Source organism: Stenotrophomonas sp. YJH_SMC_73, assembly GCF_059370155.1.
This window is the reverse complement of sequence record NZ_JCAFTJ010000003.1, coordinates 218,870-238,873: the sequence shown is the minus strand read 5'-3', so window position 1 is coordinate 238,873 and position 20,004 is coordinate 218,870. Positions and strand designations below refer to the sequence as shown.

At 66.9% G+C, this 20,004-nt stretch carries 18 protein-coding genes; 9 read left to right on the top strand and 9 right to left on the bottom strand.

Annotated elements, in window-relative coordinates; all coding sequences use genetic code 11:
* Positions 1-9: 9 nt before the first annotated feature.
* Positions 10-402 (top strand): DUF3224 domain-containing protein, encoded by a 393-nt coding sequence (locus AC5P8R_RS06415; protein ID WP_014647297.1) that lies wholly within the window; start codon positions 10-12, stop codon positions 400-402.
* On the opposite strand, the gene AC5P8R_RS06410 is transcribed toward AC5P8R_RS06415, so the two are convergent.
* The 7 genes from AC5P8R_RS06410 to AC5P8R_RS06380 all read right to left on the bottom strand — a co-directional run bounded on the left by AC5P8R_RS06410 (position 399) and on the right by AC5P8R_RS06380 (position 7,378).
* On the bottom strand, positions 399-914 hold the full coding sequence (locus AC5P8R_RS06410; RefSeq protein WP_169411094.1) for a DUF1697 domain-containing protein: 516 nt from the start codon (positions 912-914) through the stop codon (positions 399-401). The two genes, AC5P8R_RS06415 and AC5P8R_RS06410, sit on opposite strands and share 4 nt — an antisense overlap.
* Positions 911-1,552 carry a response regulator transcription factor gene (locus AC5P8R_RS06405; RefSeq protein ID WP_014647295.1) on the bottom strand — a complete coding sequence of 214 codons (642 nt, stop codon included), beginning with the start codon at positions 1,550-1,552 and terminating at the stop codon, positions 911-913. The genes AC5P8R_RS06410 and AC5P8R_RS06405 overlap by 4 nt, the downstream gene beginning before the upstream one ends.
* On the bottom strand, positions 1,545-2,600 hold the full coding sequence (locus tag AC5P8R_RS06400) for an ATP-binding protein (protein WP_169411092.1): 1,056 nt from the start codon (positions 2,598-2,600) through the stop codon (positions 1,545-1,547). Before AC5P8R_RS06400 ends, AC5P8R_RS06405 begins: the two co-directional genes overlap by 8 nt.
* A 294-nt stretch (positions 2,601-2,894) precedes the next feature.
* Positions 2,895-3,632: an MgtC/SapB family protein gene (locus tag AC5P8R_RS06395; protein WP_012511185.1), complete on the bottom strand. Its 738-nt coding sequence runs from the start codon at positions 3,630-3,632 to the stop codon at positions 2,895-2,897.
* 30 nt (positions 3,633-3,662) lie between these two features.
* Positions 3,663-6,422, bottom strand: coding sequence for a magnesium-translocating P-type ATPase (mgtA, locus tag AC5P8R_RS06390; RefSeq protein WP_495223121.1), 2,760 nt, complete (start codon positions 6,420-6,422; stop codon positions 3,663-3,665).
* A gap of 63 nt (positions 6,423-6,485) precedes the next feature.
* Complete coding sequence (locus tag AC5P8R_RS06385; RefSeq protein WP_005413574.1) at positions 6,486-6,785, bottom strand: hypothetical protein; 300 nt, start codon at positions 6,783-6,785, stop codon at positions 6,486-6,488.
* 293 nt (positions 6,786-7,078) lie between these two features.
* A complete protein-coding gene (locus AC5P8R_RS06380) occupies positions 7,079-7,378 on the bottom strand; it encodes an EF-hand domain-containing protein (protein ID WP_014647292.1) in 300 nt (99 codons plus the stop codon).
* Between the two features lie 356 nt (positions 7,379-7,734).
* Here AC5P8R_RS06380 and AC5P8R_RS06375 point away from each other — a divergent pair, with 356 nt between their 5' ends.
* The 4 genes from AC5P8R_RS06375 to AC5P8R_RS06360 all read left to right on the top strand — a co-directional run bounded on the left by AC5P8R_RS06375 (position 7,735) and on the right by AC5P8R_RS06360 (position 12,872).
* On the top strand, positions 7,735-8,469 hold the full coding sequence (locus AC5P8R_RS06375; protein WP_014647291.1) for a hypothetical protein: 735 nt from the start codon (positions 7,735-7,737) through the stop codon (positions 8,467-8,469).
* Positions 8,470-8,594: 125 nt separating this feature from the next.
* Positions 8,595-9,095, top strand: a complete 501-nt coding sequence (locus tag AC5P8R_RS06370) for a CS1 type fimbrial major subunit (protein ID WP_046430838.1) — start codon at positions 8,595-8,597, stop codon at positions 9,093-9,095.
* A 58-nt stretch (positions 9,096-9,153) separates the two neighbouring features.
* Entirely contained in the window at positions 9,154-11,673 is a 2,520-nt protein-coding gene (locus tag AC5P8R_RS06365; protein ID WP_495223120.1) for a TcfC E-set like domain-containing protein, read from the top strand.
* Positions 11,670-12,872, top strand: a complete 1,203-nt coding sequence (locus tag AC5P8R_RS06360; RefSeq protein ID WP_495223119.1) for a hypothetical protein — start codon at positions 11,670-11,672, stop codon at positions 12,870-12,872. The genes AC5P8R_RS06365 and AC5P8R_RS06360 overlap by 4 nt, the downstream gene beginning before the upstream one ends.
* Before the next feature lie 58 nt (positions 12,873-12,930).
* Here AC5P8R_RS06360 and pip read toward each other — a convergent pair whose 3' ends face one another.
* Entirely contained in the window at positions 12,931-13,878 is a 948-nt protein-coding gene (pip, locus tag AC5P8R_RS06355; protein WP_495223117.1) for a prolyl aminopeptidase, read from the bottom strand.
* A gap of 114 nt (positions 13,879-13,992) precedes the next feature.
* On the opposite strand from pip, the gene AC5P8R_RS06350 reads away from it, so the two are divergent.
* Positions 13,993-14,658: a TraX family protein gene (locus tag AC5P8R_RS06350; RefSeq protein WP_014647286.1), complete on the top strand. Its 666-nt coding sequence runs from the start codon at positions 13,993-13,995 to the stop codon at positions 14,656-14,658.
* 464 nt (positions 14,659-15,122) lie between these two features.
* Positions 15,123-15,479, top strand: a complete 357-nt coding sequence (locus AC5P8R_RS06345) for a hypothetical protein (protein ID WP_014647285.1) — start codon at positions 15,123-15,125, stop codon at positions 15,477-15,479.
* A 131-nt stretch (positions 15,480-15,610) separates the two neighbouring features.
* Here the strand turns inward: AC5P8R_RS06345 and AC5P8R_RS06340 are convergent, their stop codons facing one another.
* Complete coding sequence (locus AC5P8R_RS06340; protein WP_495223116.1) at positions 15,611-17,806, bottom strand: TonB-dependent receptor; 2,196 nt, start codon at positions 17,804-17,806, stop codon at positions 15,611-15,613.
* Positions 17,807-18,064: 258 nt separating this feature from the next.
* Here AC5P8R_RS06340 and AC5P8R_RS06335 point away from each other — a divergent pair, with 258 nt between their 5' ends.
* Positions 18,065-18,649 (top strand): TetR/AcrR family transcriptional regulator, encoded by a 585-nt coding sequence (locus tag AC5P8R_RS06335; protein WP_014647283.1) that lies wholly within the window; start codon positions 18,065-18,067, stop codon positions 18,647-18,649.
* 104 nt (positions 18,650-18,753) lie between these two features.
* The gene (locus AC5P8R_RS06330; RefSeq protein WP_262087713.1) at positions 18,754-19,842 is read left to right on the top strand and encodes a DNA glycosylase AlkZ-like family protein; all 1,089 of its coding nucleotides are present in this window, start codon (positions 18,754-18,756) and stop codon (positions 19,840-19,842) included.
* The last annotated feature ends 162 nt before the right edge of the window (positions 19,843-20,004 follow it).

Here is a 20,004-nt window from a genome sequence, read left to right as displayed (position 1 = left end):
GAGAGCAGGATGCAGGGCGAAGCACACGGTACGTTTGAAGTGGATCTGCGGCCGATCGGTGGCAATGACGGCCCAATTGCGGTGATGTCGATCAACAAGACCTTCGCCGGCGACCTGCACGGCAGCAGCGTCGGCCAGATGCTGGCCTTCCGCACGCCGGTGCAGGGCTCGGCCGGCTACGTGGCGATGGAACGGGTAACGGCCACGCTGGCCGGGCGCCAGGGTGGGTTCACCCTGCAGCACAACGGGTTGATGACCCGTGGCACGCCGCAGCTGAGCGTGGTGGTGGTGCCCGATTCGGGCAGTGAAGGACTGTTCGGCCTGAGCGGCACACTGGAGATCACCATCAGTGAAGGCCGCCACGACTACCGGCTGGTCTACAGCCTGCCGGACGAGATCTAGCGGAGTTCCGCTGCCATCGCCGCGAGCCGGGCGACGGTATTGAGATTGCGCGCCGTGCCCTGTGCCGAGCCGGGAATGCGCAGGCGCGAGTCGGCCATGCCGGCGCCGTAGTGGATGAAGATCTCGCGCGTGCCGAGTGCAAGCTGTTCGTCGCGCCGGCCGGTCACGCCATCAAGCGGGTCGGCAGGCAGGCTGCCGTCGAGGAACAGGGCGACCACACGGTTGCCGGCGGCCTGCGGAAACGGATTGCGTGCCACCACGCCTGCGATCTCGCTGGCCGAACGCACCAGTACGCCCACCGGCTTGCCGGCATATTCCTGGAGCCGCTGGCCGAGGGCCTGGCGCACGCCCGTTTCGTCGAGCGAGCTGCGCAACACCACATTGCCGCTGGCGATGTACGTGCGGACATCGGCGAAGCCTGCGTCCTCGCACATCGCCACCAGTTCGCGCATCGGCAGCTTGCCGGTGCCGCCGACGTTGACTGCGCGCAGCAAGGCGACGTGGACGTTCATGGCGTCCCCGCCTGCAGGCGGTCGTACATGCGCACCAGGTCGACCAGGGTGCGCGCGCCCATCTTGCGCATCACCTGCGCGCGGCGCACCTTCACCGTGATCTCGCTGACGCCGAGGTCGCCGGCGATCTGCTTGTTGAGGCGGCCACGCACCACGCCATCAACCACCTCGCGCTCACCCGCGTTGAGCGTGTTCCAGCGCTGCTGCAGGGCATCGAGCGCCTCGCCCTCGCGGCGGCGCTGGCGGTCGATCTCGATGCCCTTGTGGATCGCATCCAGCAGTTCCTGGTCGCGAAAGGGCTTGGTCAGGAATTCGATGGCACCGTCCTTGATCGCGTTGACACCCATCGCGATGTCGCCGTGGCCGGTGATGAACACCACGGGGAGCTGCAGGCCATGGCTGCCCATCGTGCGATGGAATTCAAGACCGCTCTGGCCGGGCATGCGCACGTCCAGCACCAGGCACGCCGGCGCGTCTTCCAGGTCGTGCTCGAGGAAGGCTTGGGTGGAGGCGAAGGCCCGCACCTGCAGGCCCATCGAGGCCAGCAGGTCTTCCAGCGCCGCGCGCACCGACGGATCGTCGTCGACCACATAGACAATGGGCGCCGGATCGGCGATGGGTGCAGTGGGCTTACGCATGGTGGACATCCGTGGCGACGGGCAGGTCGAAGACGAAGCAGGCACCGCCGCCTGCCGGTCGTTCGGCGCGGATCTGGCCGTCGTTCGCCTCGATCATCGAGCGGCTCAGGCTGAGGCCCAGCCCCAACCCGTGCGACTTGGTGGTCCAGAACGCGTCGAACACGCGCTCGGGATGCTCGGCGGGCAGGCCGACGCCACGATCGCGTACGCTGAGGCTGACCCGTTGGCCCTCACGCCGGGTCAGCAGCGACAGACGCCGGTCGCCTGCGGGTACGGCTTCCATTGCATCCACCGCATTGAGGATCAGGTTGCCGATCACCTGCTGCACCTGTACGCGATCGGCCTGCACCGGCGGCAGGTCGGCGTCCAGCAGCAGGGCCACGGCCACGCCATGCTGGTCCAGTTCGCTGCGCGACAACGCCAGCATTTCCTCCACCGCCTGGTTCAGGTCGAAGGCGCGCCGTTCCGGTGCCGCGCCCTGGGTCAGGCCGCGGATGCGGGCGATCACATCGCCGGCACGGTGCGCATCGGCCAGGATGCGGGCCACGGTCTGGCGTGCCTTGTCCACGTTCGGCGGGTCCTGCGCCAGCCAGCGTTGGCAGGCTTCGGCGCTGCTGGCGATGGCCGCCAGCGGCTGGTTCACTTCGTGGGCGATGGAGGTGGTCAGCTCGCCTACGGTGGAGGCGCGCGCTACCCGCAGCAGACGGCCCTGTGCTTCCTGCACGGCGGCCTTGGCCGCTTCCATGTTCAGTGCGAGGTAGGTGGTGATGCCGATCACCAGCATGCCGATCACCGAATTGACCAGGCCGATGCGGTAGGTGCCGAAGCGGGTCAGGAAGAAACTCAGCCCGGTCAGTCCGATGCAGGCGATGGCAAGGGAGATCAGCCCGCGCGCGCCCAGCACGCGCGATGCCGCGAGGATGACCGCTGCGTAGAAGCAGGCAGCAGCTACCGCGTAGTCGGTGATGGTGTCGATCAGGAAGATCGCCGCCATCACGACGATCAGGGCCAGCAGCACCAGCGGGCGGCGGGGCGACAGCGATGGCATCGGGACGGCTCCCTGGCGTGGGGTGAAAGGATAGCAAAGCCGCCATCGGCAGATGCCGATCTTGGTCGGCAGGCTCTTGTGCTGTGGGTGCCGACCGTTGGTCGGCACAAGCCAGAACGATGCCCGGTAGTGCCGGCCGCTGGCCGGCAACTGCACGGTGTTGCCGGAGCTCATGAGGTTGCCGGCCAGCGGCCGGCACTACCGCAGGGATGGACACGGTCTCTGAAGGTTCTCTGCCGACCAAGGTCGGCACCTACCAAAGCGGTGCACGGTGTTGCCGGCCAGCGGCCGGCACTACTCCTCCAGGCTGGCGTTCCAGAATCCCTGCAGCACACCGGGCGTGGTCGCCAGCGTCGCAAGTACGGCGTCCAGTTCGCCGGCATCCACCGTGGTGGCATACAGCACCGCTTCGATCTCCACATCGCGCTCACCGAACGGGCGCTGGTCCACCGCGCGCACCGGGTAATGCGCCTGCTCAAGCAGCAGCAACAGCTGGTCCAGCACCTCGGCCTGCTGCTCGCGCTGGCAGACCACGTTGATCGCATAGGTCGCCTCGCTGAACGCTTCCGGCAGCGGCTGCCGCTGGATGCGGTTCACCACCGGCCGCAGCAGGGTATTGGCGGCCAGCACGAAGACGGCGGCCAGCACCGCTTCCGGCAGCAGCTTGATACCTGCACATGCTCCCACCGCCGCCGATCCCCACAGGGTGGCGGCGGTGTTCAGGCCGGACACCTGCGCGCCGTCCTTCATGATCGCGCCGGCGCCGAGGAAGCCGACGCCGGAGATCACATAGGCCACCACATGCAGCGGCGAGGGTGGTCCGCCGTACAGGTCATGGAAGCGCACCGCCAGATCAACGAACACTGCCGCACCCACCGCCACCAGCGTATTGGTACGCAGGCCGGCGGTGCGTTGCCGCAGCTGCCGCTCCAGGCCGATGACCGTGCCCAGCACGAACGCCACCGACAGGCTGATCAGCGAGCTGAGCGTGGCGCCGGCGTTGAACGCCGGCAGGTTCGGATTGATGTCCATTGTGTTTCTCCCTGGACAAGCGGCGGGCGCTTACTGCCAGCCGTAACGACGGATGTAGAACTTCTTCAGCGCGGTGGTCAGCACCGCATAGCCGAACAGGATCGCCACCAGGAACGGCCAGTAGCCGGCCGGCAGCGCCTGCAGCTTGAAGTAGCCGGCCAGCGGGCTCATCGGCAGGGCCACGCCGATGGCCATGATCAGGCCGGTCATCAGCAGCAGTGGCGGCGCGGCGATGCTCTGCAGGAACGGCACCTTCGGCGTGCGGATCATGTGCACGATCAGGGTCTGGGTCAGCAGGCCGACCACGAACCAGCCGGACTGGAACAGGCCCTGGTCGGCCGGCGTGCGTGCATCGAACACGTACCACATCAGCGCGAAACAGCTCAGGTCGAAGAGCGAGCTGATCGGCCCGAAGAACACCATGAAGCGGCCGATGTCCGCCGGGTTCCACTTCAGCGGCTTGCGTACCAGTTCCTCATCCACGTTGTCGAACGGAATGGCGATCTGCGAGATGTCATACAGCAGGTTCTGCACCAGCAGCTGCAGCGGCAGCATCGGCAGGAACGGCAGGAAGGCCGAGGCCACCAGCACCGAGAACACATTGCCGAAGTTGGAGCTGGCGGTCATGCGGATGTACTTCAGCATGTTGTTGAACGTGCGCCGGCCCTGGATGACGCCTTCCTCCAGCACCATCAGGTTCTTTTCCAGCAGGATGATGTCGGCCGCCTCCTTGGCGATGTCCACCGCGCTGTCCACGCTGATGCCGATATCGGCTGCGCGCAGCGCCGGCGCATCGTTGATGCCGTCACCGAGGAAGCCGACCACCTTGCCCTGCGCCCGCAGCTCGCGTACCAGCCGCTCCTTGTGCAGCGGCGTCAGCCGGGCAAACACGCGATGGTGGTGCAGCGCCCGCGACAGCGCGCCGTCGTCCATGCGCTCGATCTGCGGGCCGGTCAGGATGGTGTCCGCGTCCAGCCCCACCTGTGCGCAGACACGGGCGGTCACCAGTTCGTTGTCGCCAGTGAAGACCTTGACCTCGACACCGTGTGCGGCCAGCGCCTGCAGCGCCTGCGCAGCCGACTCCTTCGGCGGGTCCAGGAAGGCCACGTAGCCGACCAGCGTCAAACCGCACTCGTCCGCTTGCGAGTAGGCGCTCTGACTGGCCGCGGTCTCCTTCATCGCCACCGCCACCACGCGCAGGCCCTGTTCGTTCAGTTCCTCGGTGGTCTGCCGCACCCGCGCCAGGCGGCGCTCGTCCAGTGGCATGTCCTGGCCGTTCTCGCGCACGGTGCTGCACACCGCCAGCATCTCTTCCACCGCGCCCTTGCAGATCAGCTCATGGTGGTCCTCGCGCTCGGACACCACCACCGACATGCGGCGGCGCTCGAAGTCGAACGGGATCTCATCCACCTTGTGGTAGTCCTGCGACAGCCGCAGCGAACTCTGCAGCTCCACGTGCTCCAGCACCGCGCGGTCCAGCAGGTTGATCAGCCCGGTCTGGAAGTGGCTGTTGAGGTAAGCGAACTTCAGCACGTCTTCCGAATCGTGACCGAACACATCGGTGTGGCGCTCCAGCGCGATCCTGTCCTGGGTGAGCGTGCCGGTCTTGTCGGTGCACAGCACTTCCATCGCGCCGAAGTTCTGGATCGCATCCAGGCGCTTGACGATCACCTTGCGCCGCGACAGCAGCACCGCACCCTTGGCCAGGGTGGAGGTGACGATCATCGGCAGCATTTCCGGCGTCAAGCCCACCGCTACCGACAGCGCGAACAGGAACGCCTCGGTCCAGTCACCCTTGGTCCAGCCGTTGATCAGCAGCACGAACGGCACCATCACCAGCGCGAAGCGGATCAGCAGCCAGCTGACACTGTTGACGCCGGCCTGGAACGCGGTGGGCGCACGGTCGGTAGCGGTGCTGCGCTGGGCCAGCGTGCCGAAGTAGGTGCGGTTGCCGGTGGCCAGCACCACGGCGGTGGCGGTGCCTGACACCACGTTGGTGCCCATGAACAGCAGGTTGTGCTGCTCCAGCAGGCCGGCCAGGCCGTCGCCCGGGTGCGCGAACTTCTCTACCGGCAGCGATTCGCCGGTCATCGCGGCCTGGGCGACGAACAGGTCCTTGGCGGTCAGTACGCGGCAATCGGCCGGAATCATGTCGCCGGCCGACAGCACGATGTGGTCACCGGGCACCAGCTCACGGATCGGCAGGTCCAGCAGGCGTGCCGGGCGACGGCTGTGCAGGTGCGCACCGAAGTACTGGTCGGCTACATCGGCGGCCTCGGTGCCCGGATTGCGGCGCAGCACGCGCGCGGTGTTGCCGACCAGTGCCTTCAGACGCTCAGCCGCACGGTTGGAGCGGCCTTCCTGCACGAAGCGGATCAGCGTGGACAGCAGTACCATCGCACCAATCACGATCGTGGCCTTGATGTCCTCGGTCAGCCAGGACACCGCCGCCAGTACGGTCAGCAGCAGGTTGAACGGATTGCGGTAGCACTGCCACAGGTGCCGCCACCACGGCAGCGGCTTTTCGTGATCCACCTCGTTGGGGCCGAGCGTGGCCAGCCGCTCCTCGGCTTCATGCGGGCTCAGGCCATCGGCATGCGAATCCAGCGTCGCAAGCAGCTCGGCTTCTTCCTGCTGGGCAAGGGTGACCAGGCCGGTGGTAAGCGCGAACGGCGCCGCTTCGGCGCTGCCCGGGCCAAAGCCGGCTTCGGGCATCGCACGACGGCGGAACAGGTTGCCTGCGCGACGGCTGCGCAGGAAGGCGTTGAACCAGGCGTTGAGCAGGCTCATGGGACGCTCCTCGAATGTCAGAGCCGGCCGCAGCCGGAACACGAACGGAATGGGTGAGACAGTTCAGGCGTGGCGCATCGCCAGCACCGCCGGCGACCACGGCTGCATGTGCAGGCGCTGGCTGCCACCAATGCACAGCGGCTTCATCGCATCGCGCAGCGGGTAGGGCAGATGGCGCAGCACGGTGATCCGCTCGCTGATCGGCAGCAGCGACAGCGCGTCGGCCACCACGCGCGGCGAACCGAGCGACAGCGAACGGGCAAACATGACCGGGCCGTGCTGCAGCAGCTGGCTGCGCAGGGCGGCAACATCGCGCTCGCCGATCAGGCGGCGCAGGGTGATGTAGAGGATCTTGTAGGACATGGGGGTGATCTCCAGGCAGGCGGCACCTGGCGGTCCCCCGTCACTCAGGCAGGCAGGGACCGGCGGGCAGGCGCCAGGAACAGGCAACAAGCGGGCATCCGGGGCGCGGTGCGCCCGGCAGGGTCGGGGTCCATCTGCGTCTCCATGAGGGGAGGGGGCCAGCCAGGGTTGCCCTGGCCAGTGGCGCTATTGTCCGCCCCTGAATGGGGCAGGCCTAGAGGCCCGTGGGTTAGCCCGGCTATACCTTGGTATAGCCGGGCGTATGCGGTGCCGATCGAGGGTTCAGTGGTGGGTCAATGCGCGCCGCTGGTCTGCTTGCAGACGTCGTACTCGCCACGGGTCAACGTCTTGTCACGGTCGGTATCGCAGGCATGCAGGCGCTCGGCCCAGTCGGGTGCCACGGCATCCACTTCGGCCAGCGTGACGATGCCGTCCTTGTCCTTGTCCAGCGACTCATACGGCGGTATCAGCTTCACTTCGGTGACGTCCTCGGCGGCGGTGGCCTTGCTCGCCTCCTGGGTTCTGGAACAGGCGCCCAGCAGCAGGCCGATGGTGATGACGAGGACAGCAGGAACGTAGCGAATACCGGTCATGACAGGCTCCAGAAGTGGGGACGCGGGCCATGGGGGTGGATGGCCACGGCCGGATATTCGGCCCGGGTCCGTAAGCGAGCTGCGAAGAACCGGCGGGGTCGCCATGCAGCGGTGGGCGCCCGTTCACCCGCACGCCCCATGCGTGCGCCAGCCGCCGATGCTGTTCCAGGGCGTGCCGTCGCGATGTGCAACGGGCCAGACCGCCGCGGCCGAGTGCGCGGACAGGATTTCCGGGTTGACCTGGGCGGAGCCACTTTGCGAGGTCGGAAATATCTGACCTTTTTTGCAAGTTGTTGCATGGCCTGATTGTAAAGATGCCGTGAAACTAATCGCTCACCTCTCCCCGCGGGTTCGTCATGCAACGCGCACTCCTTCTCCTCCTGCTGGCCCTGTTCGCCAGCAGTGCCCAAGCCACGACACCACAGATCAATGTGGGCCTCCTGTTCGATCATCTTGCGCCAGCGCAGAGCAACCTGCTCAAGCGCATACGCAATACCGGTGATGTGACCGCATACGTGCGCGTTGAGGTCACCCAGATGCACTTCGATGCAGACGGCAAGGTTGTCGAAACGCCAGTGGACACCGTGGCGCTGGTACGCAATGCACCTGGCGCGCACGGGGTGATCGCCAGCCCCAGCCGCCTGATCATTGCCGCCAACGGCCAACAGGCGACGCGCCTGGTCTATCGCGGTGACCGTGATGAGGAGCGCTACTACCGGCTCCGCTTCATTCCGGTGGTGCCCAGCGCCGAGGAATTCTCACTCAGCGATGCGCAGGTGCAGGAGATCACCGGGCTGACCTCGGCAGTTCGCGTGTTCACCGGCTACGGCACCATCCTGTTCGTGGCACCGCGGAACACGCGCTATGACACCCGTGTGCAGGACGGTCACGTGCACAACGGTGGCAACGCCACGGTGGTGCTGGACAACCTGCGGTACTGCGAGCGAAACAGTCCGGATGCCTGCACGCCCGGCATCATCGTCCATGTCCGGCCCGGGCGAACCTATGCGCTGCAGGCCGACGACAGCCGGTTCGCCCGCTACGACCTGAGGGAGGGCGACGACCGCCGCAGCATCGACTCGCGCCGCTGATCGTCCGCCCATCTCCCCTTTCTGCAACGTCCCCACCGGGTTCGCCAGGCGCCCGGCGGGGAGGCTGTGTCTTCGTCCTGGCGTCGTATCCCATCGTATCCATCCACCGATCCCGGAGCATTTCCATGTCCCTGAAGAAGTACGCCCTGGCTGCAGCCGCTGCAGCCCTCATCGCACCGGCTGTCAGCCTGGCAGCCACCGAATCCAAGTCGATCACCGTCAACGTGACCGCCGACGTCCCGAACACCGCTGGCCTGCAGGTGTCCACGCCTGACGGCTGGGAAGGCCTGCCGCAGAACCTGCCGTGGGACACCGCGCGCGAAACGCTGGGCGAACTGACCGGGCGCGTCATCAACATCAAGTCGCCGGCTGCCATCACCGCCTACCTGACGTCGCCGGCACAGATGGCGTCGGCCGCAGACGTCGTGGACCTGGTGGTGAAGCTGGACAACGTGGAGGTTCCGGCAACCGCCGCCGCCAAGATCACCGTCGCCAACGCGGCCCAGGCCGCCGCCGGCAAGTCGCTTGCCTTCGCCATTGCGCCGACCGCGCCGTCGGGTGGCTACAAGCAGGGCAGCTACGGTGGCCAGTTCCACATGATCTTCGAAAGCGACATCACCCCCTGAGTTCCTTCAGGCACCCCGCCGCATCCGATGATGCGGCGGGGACGCCGGAACAGCGTCCATGCTCTCGTCCTCCAACCACCGTCGATTCCGCCTGGCCCAGCTCGCGACCGCGATCGGTGCCGTGGTCCTTGCCACGTCAACGCAGGCGGCCGGCCTCGCGCCGGGCGAGCTGCCCAGCCTGCAGCAGCAGCGCGAACGCATGCCGGCCGAATTCCGCGAGCACCTGTTTGGCAACCCGCTCACCGTGCGCGTGGAGCTGGATGGGCAGTATCTGGGTGACGCCGAGGTTCTGCTGCACGAAGACAACCGGGTGCAGGTGATCGGCTTTGGCGACAGCCACGAAAGCCGGTTGGCACAGACCGAGCGTGCCCGTTGGGGCGAGCAACTCGCTGAACCGATGGCGCTGGGCGTATGCAGGCATCAGTGCCGGGGCATGGCAGCGCTGCACTACAGTCTGTCCAACTCGCTGCTGAGTGTACTGACGCCTGCCGGCGCGCAGAAGGAGGGGCGCCACATCGCCTTGCCGGACGCGGGCAGCCGGGGGCTGATCGTGCGCAACAGTCTTGCCGTGCACGGCGGCCAGGAACAGCAGGCCACCGTACGCTACAGCGCTGAACTGCGCGGCAGTGCCGGCCACTGGAGCACGGTTGGCAGCTACCAGTACTACGCCCAGCCCGGCAGCAGCGAGCACTACCTCAGTGCCCTGTATGCCCAGCGCGAACTGGGCGATCATTTCGTTCGCGCCGGCTACTTCCTGCCCACCTTCGAGGGCATTGTGCGCCAGCCCCGGGCACCGGGTACGCAGAACGATACGGCGCTGGGCCTGATGTTCGGATCCTCGGACGTACTGCTGGCCGATACGCGAAGCCCCAGTGTCTACCCCGTCTATGTCACCGCCAGCGGCGAAGGCGTGGTGGAGATCTATCGCGACGGGAACCTGCTGTCCACGCAGGCCGTCAAGCCCGGCATCCAGGAAATCGATACGCGCCGACTACCCGGCGGCATCTACGATGTGGAACTGCGGGTGGTCCAGGACGGTCGAGAAGCGTCCCGCGAAAGCGCCTCCATCCACAAGCCCAGCCGCTGGCAGGATCCCAGCCGCCGCTGGCGCTACAGCGCATTCGCAGGGCAGCAGCGCGGGCTGCTGGCCAGCGCCGGAAGCACCCGCGAGGGCGGTGCCGCGGCGGGTGCCGTGGTCAATTACCTGTTGCATTCCCGTGCGGTGGCCGGGGCCACCGTGCAGCGGATCGGCGCGCGGCATGCGGCGGGTGTGTCGATGGACTGGCAGGCCAGTGACCGCTTCAGCACCTACACCAATGTCTATACCTCCAGCGACGCCGGGCGCGGCGTGGACCTGCAGGGCCTGTACCGCTATCGTGCCGGCTCGGTGGTGGCCAACCATGCGCGCGGTTGGGTGGAGCAGCGCGAGCGCGTCGTGGCGGACGCGAGCAGCGCACCACGCTGGGAGACCCGCGGCGGCTGGCAGGACACAACGGCCGTCTCGATCACGCATCGTTTCGGGCACCGCGACACTGCCAGCCTGCGCGTGGCCCGCAGTTCGGGCTTCACCCGCGGGACCGGCATCGATGTCTCGTACGGGCGGCGGGAGACGGTGTTCGGCAAGCACGATGTCAACTGGCGCGTTTCCGCCTATGACCGCCCCGGCGCCCGCTACACAGGCTACCGGCGGCAACGCGGCATCGACCTGACGGTCAGTGTCTCGCTGGGCAGCGATCGACGCAGCTACAGCGGCAGCCTGGGCAGCCGCACCGGCGATGCCGGTCGCCGCGATACCTATGTGACCGCTACCGCCACCCAGCGCGTGGACGGAGCGGTGCTGCAGAGCGTGAATGGCACGGTCACCGCCGAACGGGGCGGGCTGGGCGCAGGCGCGGGTGCCTCGCTGCAGAGCGCGTTTGTGGAAGGTGACATGCAGGTCTACCGCGGCGCGGCGTCGGGCCGCATCAGCGGCACCGCCAACCTCGACAGCACCCTGGTCATTGGCGGTGGGCGCGCCGCCGTGCTGGGGCAGGGGCGCGGCAGAAGCGCCGACACCGGGCTGATTGTCGATGTCCGCAGCGATTATCCCGATCTTGCCCTGCGTGCGGACGACAGCCACGGCGGCGGCGTTGCGCTGCGCCCGGGCCGCAACTTCGTTCCGGTGGCCGCGTATCGCGCAGGCCACGTGCAGTTCGACTTCCAGGGGCGGCATGCGCCGTCGGCAACGCTGCAGCCCTCGGTCGTCAGCTATCACCTCAACAAGGGGGGCGTGATGCATGCCACGCTGGACGTGCTGCGCACCTTCACCGTCATGGGCCAGGTACTGGATGCAGACGGCAACGGTGTGCGCGGCGTGCAGGTGATCAACCACGCCGGCCGCAGCGTCAGCCAGGAGGACGGCTTCTTTACCCTGGAACTGAGCGCCCGTGCGCCGGTGGTGGAGTTGCGCTACCCCAACCTGGTCAGCTGCACGCTGACGATGGAGGAGGGGCGCTACCCCAGGGAAGGAGATGTGTTGATGGTGGGGGCGACGGGATGCCCGCCGTCGATCGCGAGAACCGAGGAGCATACGAAATGAGAATCCGCTCGCTGATGGCGGCGCTGCGAGGCGCAGGGCTGGTCGTGATTGGGCTTGGCGCGGCCGCAAGTGCATGTGCGGCAGAAGTGCTGGTCACGGCAGAGTTTGCCCCGTCAGCCCTGGACCCGGGCCGGATGGTCTTCCGGAACACGACGCCCCCTGGCGAATACTGCACCTGGCAGCCACAGTTCTGCACGGATGATGGCTCGTACTCTGTCGACGTTCCGTTGCAATGGAGCAAAACCTATGAGCACAACGGCGACGTTCGAAAACGCTTCTATCTTGGATTACCGGCTCCTCGTACTGTCATGTTGCGAAACACCGACACGGGAGGCGAGGCAGAGGTCCGCATTGCGATCGCAACCGTTAGCGGTCGTATGACGCCAGGCGGCGGAACCAGCCCAGTATTTACACGGCAGGTGCGTGGAGGGTGTAGCTACGTTTACACCGGCAGTTTCGTGACCTATGTCAGGTTTGGATGGACCGTCAAGAATCCTGACATGCCGGTGCCGTGCAACTCACAGGGCGACACCCCTCTGCCGCAGCCGGCCGATTACTCGATGACCTGGTTCGGTCTGGGACTGCTCATCACGGCACCTTCGCCCCTGTCTCTGATCGACGGTATCTATGAAGGCGAGTTGACGTACACTGCGGGGGGCGCGGGCAGCGACATCGACTTTGGTGATGACGTCACGACCGAACCGATCACCTTGAAGTTCCGCTTCACGGTGTCGCACCAGTTCCAGGTGCGTTTCCCAAGCGACAATCCCCAGGTGCACCTGGCGCCGGAGGCAGGTTGGGCGCAGTGGACCGATCAGGGCCGTGCCCCGACACGCCTCTTTCAGGAGCTGCCATTCCATCTGACCAGCTCAACGGACTTCAGCATGAAGCTGCGCTGTGAGCACGACGCAGGCAATCGCTGCGGCATTCGCAACCACGCGCTTGGGGAGGTTGTACCGGTGGATGTGGACGTCACCCTGCCCGGCATGCGCAATCTGCGCGATGGGCGCCCGGCGCAGGACACACCGCTGTTACCCGACGACGCACAGGCGCCGCGCTTCACGCCGGATGGCTATCTGATGCAGCGGCGGTCGACCTTGCGGTTCACCGCAGGGCGGGACGCCGTAACAGAGATGCTGAAGGCGCCAGGCTCGCATTGGGAAGGCAACATGACCGTGGTGTTTGACGCCAACCCGTAGTCGCACGCAGGAGTGTGTTGCGGGGGTGCCGGCCAGCGGCCGGCACTACCCCAGGCGTTCAGAACCGGTCGGCAAAGGCATCCGTCGCCCGCACCAGCGCATCGACCGTGGCCGGCTCGTTGGCGCTGTGGCCGGAGGTCACCATCTCCAGGCGCGCTTCCGGCCAGGCCTTGGCCAGGTCCCAGGCGCTGCGCGGCGGGCAGATGATGTCGTAGCGCCCCTGCACGATCACGCCGGGCAGGTGGCGGATGCGATCGATGTTGCGCAGCAGCTGGTCCGGCTCCAGGAAGATGCCGTTGCGGAAGTAGTGCGCTTCAATACGGGCCTTCGCCAGCGTATCCAGCGGATCATCGGTGGATTCGGCATCCACGTCGTGCTGCAGGGTGGCCGCATTGTCTTCCCAGCCCAACCAGGCCTGCGCGGCTTCGATACGGGTTGCTTGATCCGGGCCATCCATGCGCGTCCAGTAGGCCGCGATCATGTCGCCACGCTCGGCTTCCGGGATATAAGCCTCGTAGCGGTCCCAGCGCTCCGGGAAGATCCAGCGCGCACCGCCATCGGCCTCGGCGAACCAGCGGTTCTCGATCTCACGACCGAGGAACACGCCACGCACGATCAGGCCGGTGGCGCGTTCCGGATGCGCCTGCGCGTAGGCCAGCGACAGCGTGGAGCCCCAGGAGCCGCCATAGACCAGCCAGCGCTCGATGCCCAGGTGCTCACGCACCTTTTCGATGTCCGCCACCAGGTCCTGCGTGGTGTTGTCGCGCAGCTCGCCGAACGGCGTGGAACGGCCGCTGCCGCGCTGGTCGATCAGCACGATGCGGTAGCGCGCCGGGTCGAAGAAGCGCCGATGGGTCGGCGAGATACCGGCGCCCGGGCCACCGTGCAGGTACACCACCGGAATGCCCTCCGGCGTGCCGCACTCTTCGATATGCAGCGTGTGCAGATCGCTCACCGGCAGGGCGAATTCGCGGTAGGGCTCGATGGCCGGGTACAGGGTGCGCATGGCGGGTGTCTCACAAGCAGGGGCGGCCAGCATAGCGCCGCCATCTACGGCTTGCAGTGGCGGGCTCCTGCGCGGCGCTGGAAATGCGCTGGCCGATGCGCATAAGCTTCCGCGATGCAAGCGACCACGACCGGGACGTCCACGTTCAACCTCAGCCTCGGCAGCGGCGCGCGCGAGCTGTTGAAGTGGATCGCGCTGCTGGCCATGACCGGCGACCACGTGGCCAAGGTGGTCTTCGGGGGCTACGTGCCGGTGGTCAGCGAACTGGGGCGTATCGCCTTCCCGCTGTTCGCGCTGGTGATGGCTTGCAACCTGGCCCAGCCGGGCGCCGACCTGCGCAAATCGATGCGCCGGCTCGCGCTATGGGGGCTGATCGCGCAGCCGTTGCACGCACTTGCGTTCGGTTCCTGGCTGCCGCTCAACATCCTGCTCGCCTTCACCCTGGCGGTGGTGGCCGTGCATGCGCTTGCGAACAATCGGCCTGTGCTGCTGTTGCTGGCTGCCGGCGTGCTGCCGATGTTCGTGGACTACCAGTGGGCCGGCGTTGGCGCCGTGCTGCTGGCTTGGATCGCGTTCCGGCATCGGGCGTGGTGGCCGCTGCTGGTCGCGCTTGCGGCGGTGTGCTGGGCCAACCACAACGGCTGGGCGGTGCTGGCCGTTCCGGTGGTGCTGCTGGCCGCGCGGGTGCCGTGGCAGCTGCCGCGCTGGCGCTGGCTGTTCTACGGCTACTACGTGGGGCATCTGGCGGTGCTGGCGTTGATTGCCCATCTGCTTGTGTAATGTCGGAACTGGCGTGTCGCGCGTCTTGAAAGCCGGATGCGGTCAAGGAACGCGTGGTGCCGATGCGGGTGGGGAACGCCGCCGTTGGCGTGGCGCAAGTTGTTGAATCTTCGGCTCGATTGTCGATATGCGACAATGCTGCCACTGCGTGAACGTTGCTGTCTTGGCACTTGGGTTGTTGGCGCCTGCCACCCCGTTGTGCACATGATGGGGTGCCACCGAAAAAGGGTGGCCGGGGCCTGGAAACCCCGTTGAGTAAGTGCTGTTTTACGCTTGCCAGCCGGCGTCGCCTTGCGCGGCGTCGGCTGGCATTCCGTTCGCGTTCCATGGCGGGCGGTGCGTGGAGGTGGGCGCAAGCCCACCGCCCGGGTATAGCACTGACTCACGGGATTTCCAGCCACGCACCGTCCGCCGCCTTGATTGTTAAGGTTGGTGGTCCCGCATGCCTTGCACGGAGACCTGCCATGAACGCATCGGAGTTCCCCCATCAGCACGCCCCGGCCAATGCCGATGAAGGCCACGACATCCCGCCCGATCCCAACAACCTGACGGCCCTGCTGCATCGCATCGGGTTGGGCGCGGCTGCCGACGGCCAGCCCTGGCCCGAGCGCCATCAGCTGCCGGGCCGGTGCCTGGCGTTGGCCGACGCCGACGGTGCACTGGCCGGGCTGCGTATCGTGCAGGAGATCCTGCTGGCGGCCGAACGCGCCCGCCAGAATGGCGGCCCGGAACAGTACGTGGGCGATCGCGTAATGGAAGGGCTGAAGCTGGCGGCATTGGCGTTGACCAGCCACGCCATCTATCGCCTGCATCCGGAATGACACGTAGATCCACGCCATGCGTGGATGCCGTTCGCGGATTGCCCGACGTCCTGTAGAGCCGAGCCTATGCTCGGCTCAGCGGACGAAACGGAGCCGAGCATGGCTCGGCTCTACAGGGGTTCCACGCCAGCTTAGAAATCCATCGTTGCCGACACCAGCACCGTCCTCGGTGCACCCAGCGCCAGGCTCGACAACAACGGCATGCCCCAATACGACTTGTTGGTCACGTTGTTCACGCTGGCCCGCAGCGCAAGCGATCGACCCGCCACGGTGGTGCTGTAGCGCGCCCCCACGTCGAACAACGTACGCCCCGGCACCGACAGGCTATTGTCGGCACTGATGTACTGCCTCGACATCGCCGTGGCATTGCCGGTCAGGGTCAGGCCCTGCAAGGTCGGCACATCCCATTCCACGCCCAGCTTGGCCTGCCGCTGCGCCACGGCGGTGGCGATGCGTCCTTCATTCACGCCACCGGCCGTGCGGGTCAGCTTCGGCTGTACGTAGGCCACGCCGCCGAGCAGGCGCACGCCATCCAGCGGTGCGCCGAAGAAGCCCCATTCCACGCCGCGGTTACGTTGCTCGCCGCCAAACGAGAAGATATTCGTGACCGGGTCGGTGTAGCTGTTCGGTCGCTTGATCTCGTACACGCTGAAGGTGTGCGCGAAGCTGCCCAGGTCCAGCTTCAGGCCCAGCTCCTTCTGCCTGGTGCGGAACGGTGCGAACACATCGCCGGCATTGGCGGCGGTCATCGGCGCGGTGGCGCCCTGGCTGAGGCCTTCGATGTAGTTGGTGTAGAGGGAGATCGTGTCGGTGGCTTTCACCAGCAGGGCCGCTGCCGGCGTGGTGGCGCTCTCGTCGTAGCGCGAGGTGCGTGCACCCGTGGACACGTTGAAGGTCTCGCTGACCACCTGCTGGCGGCGCACGCCCAGCGTCAGCTGCACGCGGTCATCGGCGAAGGCGAGGGTGTCGGCGAAGCCGAGGCTGTCCAGCGTCAGCTCGGTATGCGAGATGTGCGGCGCGATGAACGGCGCCGCCGGGCCCCACACTGGGTTGTACACATTGGTGGTCCAGTCCCAGCCGGGTACGCTGCGCCGGCCGTAGTCGTTCTGGGTGTGCTGGTAGTGGGTCACGTTGGCGGCCCACTGGTGGCCGACGTTGCCGGTGTGGAAGGAACCGCGCAGGCCGGCATCTGCGGACTGCTTCCTGATGTCGAAGGCGAGCTGGCCGATCACCGTGGTGAAGTTGCCGGCTGGATTGAGGATCTGCGCGCTGATCGAACCGTTGTAGCGGTAGTCGGTCCTGCTGGTGCCGTACGCGAGGTAGGCCATCACGCTATCGTTGACATCCAGTTCTCCGCGCACCATCGCGCCCTTGTCCTGGCTGTCCACGTAGGCCCAATCCGGGTTGATCAGCGTATCGCCGCGTGGCGGGCGCGGAATGGCCACGCCCGGTGCCAGGCCGACGCCACGCGCCGGGCCGTCAACGCGGTCGTCGGCGCTGTACAGATCGGCCGACAGCCGCATACGTTCGCCGCGCCAGTCCAGTGCCAGCGAACCGAGCTGTACCTTCTTGCGCTGCTTGCCGACGGCGCCGTCACCATCACGGTAGGCACCGTTGAAGCGGATGCCGAACTGCCTGTCGGCGCCGAGGCGACGGCCCATATCCACGTGAGTGCCGAACTGCGCATCGGAGGCGAAGTTGGCACTGACCCGCAGCAGCGGTTGCTCGCTTGCGCGCTTGGGCACCAGGTTGACGCTGCCACCGACCGAGCCGCCCGGCGGCATGCCGTTGAGCAGCGCAGACGGTCCCTTCAGCACCTCGATGCGCTCGAACATTTCCGGCGAGGTGCGGTAGTAGGGCGCCATGCCGCTGAGGCCATTGAACGTGGTGTCGCTGGTGTTGGAGGCAAAGCCGCGGATCGCGTAGTTCTCGCTCCAGGCACCGGTGACGCCGTTGCTGAACACCGTGGGGTCGGTGGCGGCAATGACGTCGGTCAGGTCCTTGGCCTGGCGATCGCGGATGAAGGACTCGGTGTAGCTGATCGTATTGAACGGCGTGTCCATGAAATCCTTGTCGCCGAGCAGGCCGACGCGGCTGCCGGCAGCCACTTGCCCGCCCGCATAGTCTGCAGTGACCCGGCGTTGTTCCTGCACCTGTACCGACGGAAGGGTGGACGGCGCGGCGTCGGCCAGCGCGGCGAACGAGGCCAGCAGCCCCAGCGCGAGGGCGGACACCCGGTAGCGCCGGACCATGCCCGGCGAATACATCAGGCCGGAGGATGCGGCGGCAGCGCGATGCTGTGCAGAAGTGAAGTTGAAAACGGTCATGCCAGAGTCCTGTGAATCGCAGGCGCGAGCGCGCCTGGCGCGCTGCCGACGGCAAGCACGGGGAAAGGGCGCAGCGCAGGGTTGTTGGCTGGGTGGGGACCTGGCGGGAGGTGAGCCATGGGCTCGGTTACGGGTGCGCGGCGGACGCATTCCGAATTAGTTGAGTAAAGTAAACTAAATCAGTCGAAGCGGACAAGAGGGTCGCTTTGCTGGCACCCTCAGCAGGGTATGGACGCGCACCGTAAGAGCAGGCACCGTATGAGCACGCACCCCGATCCAACGGCGCCGACCCGTGGCCGCCCGCCCACCATCACCCCGGAGCGTCTGGCCGACATCGGCATCCGCCTGGGCCTGCCCAACCTGACCATGGCCAACGTGGCCGCCGAACTGGCGGTGACCCAGGCAGCGCTGTACAAGCGCGTGGCCAACCTGGAGGCGTTGAAGCGCCTGGTGGCGGAGGCGGTGTTCCAGCGCTGGCAGATTCCGCGCGCGTCGGTCGACGCACCGGGTGGGCTGGAGGCCTATCTGATGGGGTTCGTGGAGTCGCTGTGCGAAGTGGTGAAGGCGCATCCCGGGCTACCGCCCTACCTGCTGCGGCGCACGGTGGCGACCGCGCCGATGCTGGAAAAGATCGCCTCGCACCAGGCGCACGTGGCCGAGGTGTTCGGCCTGCCGGTGGACAAGGCGCGCTGGCTGCTGGCCACGATCGCGTTCTACTGCATCGCCGGCGCCGACACCATCTACGCGATTGCGGATGACGAAGAAGGGCAGGTGATCACCGAGTTCAAGCAGGGCATGCGGGCCCTGGTGATCGGTTCGCTGGAGGTATCGCGGCTTCGGTAGATGCACGCCGTGCGTGGATGATCGCGGCCGTTCACCATGACGCCAGCCAGGCGTGGCCTGGCTCTACTGGACGGATCGCGTAGTGTCGAGAATACAATGCGGCCATGCCTGCCACGCCCACTCTCGATGACCTTCGCCGCTACGCGGTGGCGCGCACCTTGTTCAAGCCGACCACGCTGCTGACCGCGATCCGGCGGTTGGGCTTCGTGCAGGCCGACCCGATCCGCGCACCCGCTCGCGCGCAGGACCTGACCCTGCGCCACCGGGTGAAGGACTACCGCGCGGGCGATCTTGAGCGCCGCTACACGCGTCTGCCGGTGGAAGAGGATTGCCTGGTGAACTACGGCTTCCTGCCGCGCGAGCATCTGGCGCTGATGCACCCACGGGTTTCCAAGCGCGAGTGGGATGCCGAGACCCATCGCCGTGCGGCCGACGTGCTGGCCTTTGTGCGCGAGCGTGGCAGCGTGCACCCGCGCGAGGTCGACCAGGCCTTTGCGCATGGGCGGGTGACCAACTACTGGGGCGGCACCAGCAACGCCAGCACGCATCTGCTGGATGGCATGCACTACCGCGGGATGCTGCGGGTGCAACGGCGCGACAGCGGCACGCGCATCTACGCGGTGGCCGATCATGCCGAGCCCGATTCCAGCGAACAGGCGCAGATCGAACGTGCCGCCGCCCTGATCGACCTGGTGGTGCGCAAGTACGCGCCGCTGCCCTCGGCCAGCCTGACCTATCTGGTGCGCCTGCTGGGCTATGGCGCGCCGCACCTGGCCGAGCAGAGCCGCAAGGCATTGGCGCTGGCCAAGCAACAACTGGCCAGCTGCACGCTGGAGGGCACCACCTGGTACTGGCCGGCGGACGAGAATCCGCGCTCGCGCCGCCATGCACCGGATGAGCAGGTGCGCCTGCTGGCGCCGTTCGACCCGGTGGTGTGGGACCGCCGCCGCTTCGAGCTGCTGTGGGATTGGGTCTACAAGTTCGAGGCGTACACGCCTGCACCGAAACGCCAGTACGGCTACTACGCACTGCCGGTGTTGTGGCATGAGCAGGTGGTGGGCTGGGCCAACTTGAGCGTGCGAGAGGGTGAGTTGGTGTCGAGCGTGGGCTATGCCGGCAAGTCGCTGGCCCGCGACAAGGTATTTCGTGGCGCGCTGGACGACGAGCTGCAGCGTATGGCGGAGTTCCTGTAGCGCCAAGCGGCGCATGGGTATCTATCGATCCCGGTAGCCGCCAACCTTGGTTGGCGCTGGCTTCCATCGGTGCCCACCAAGGTGGGCAGCTACCAGAGCAAGGCTGCTCAGGCCCGGTAGCCGCCCACCTTGGTTGGCGCTGGCTTCCATCGGTGCCCACCA

Bases quoted from the DNA above. Each gene is read 5' to 3' on its own strand.
- AC5P8R_RS06415 (WP_014647297.1), top strand. From the start codon at position 10: ATGCAGGGCGAAGCACACGGTACGTTTGAAGTGGATCTGCGGCCGATC.
- AC5P8R_RS06410 (WP_169411094.1), bottom strand. From the start codon at position 914: ATGAACGTCCACGTCGCCTTGCTGCGCGCAGTCAACGTCGGCGGCACC.
- AC5P8R_RS06405 (WP_014647295.1), bottom strand. From the start codon at position 1,552: ATGCGTAAGCCCACTGCACCCATCGCCGATCCGGCGCCCATTGTCTAT.
- AC5P8R_RS06400 (WP_169411092.1), bottom strand. From the start codon at position 2,600: ATGCCATCGCTGTCGCCCCGCCGCCCGCTGGTGCTGCTGGCCCTGATC.
- AC5P8R_RS06395 (WP_012511185.1), bottom strand. From the start codon at position 3,632: ATGGACATCAATCCGAACCTGCCGGCGTTCAACGCCGGCGCCACGCTC.
- mgtA (WP_495223121.1), bottom strand. From the start codon at position 6,422: ATGAGCCTGCTCAACGCCTGGTTCAACGCCTTCCTGCGCAGCCGTCGC.
- AC5P8R_RS06385 (WP_005413574.1), bottom strand. From the start codon at position 6,785: ATGTCCTACAAGATCCTCTACATCACCCTGCGCCGCCTGATCGGCGAG.
- AC5P8R_RS06380 (WP_014647292.1), bottom strand. From the start codon at position 7,378: ATGACCGGTATTCGCTACGTTCCTGCTGTCCTCGTCATCACCATCGGC.
- AC5P8R_RS06375 (WP_014647291.1), top strand. From the start codon at position 7,735: ATGCAACGCGCACTCCTTCTCCTCCTGCTGGCCCTGTTCGCCAGCAGT.
- AC5P8R_RS06370 (WP_046430838.1), top strand. From the start codon at position 8,595: ATGTCCCTGAAGAAGTACGCCCTGGCTGCAGCCGCTGCAGCCCTCATC.
- AC5P8R_RS06365 (WP_495223120.1), top strand. From the start codon at position 9,154: ATGCTCTCGTCCTCCAACCACCGTCGATTCCGCCTGGCCCAGCTCGCG.
- AC5P8R_RS06360 (WP_495223119.1), top strand. From the start codon at position 11,670: ATGAGAATCCGCTCGCTGATGGCGGCGCTGCGAGGCGCAGGGCTGGTC.
- pip (WP_495223117.1), bottom strand. From the start codon at position 13,878: ATGCGCACCCTGTACCCGGCCATCGAGCCCTACCGCGAATTCGCCCTG.
- AC5P8R_RS06350 (WP_014647286.1), top strand. From the start codon at position 13,993: ATGCAAGCGACCACGACCGGGACGTCCACGTTCAACCTCAGCCTCGGC.
- AC5P8R_RS06345 (WP_014647285.1), top strand. From the start codon at position 15,123: ATGAACGCATCGGAGTTCCCCCATCAGCACGCCCCGGCCAATGCCGAT.
- AC5P8R_RS06340 (WP_495223116.1), bottom strand. From the start codon at position 17,806: ATGACCGTTTTCAACTTCACTTCTGCACAGCATCGCGCTGCCGCCGCA.
- AC5P8R_RS06335 (WP_014647283.1), top strand. From the start codon at position 18,065: ATGAGCACGCACCCCGATCCAACGGCGCCGACCCGTGGCCGCCCGCCC.
- AC5P8R_RS06330 (WP_262087713.1), top strand. From the start codon at position 18,754: ATGCCTGCCACGCCCACTCTCGATGACCTTCGCCGCTACGCGGTGGCG.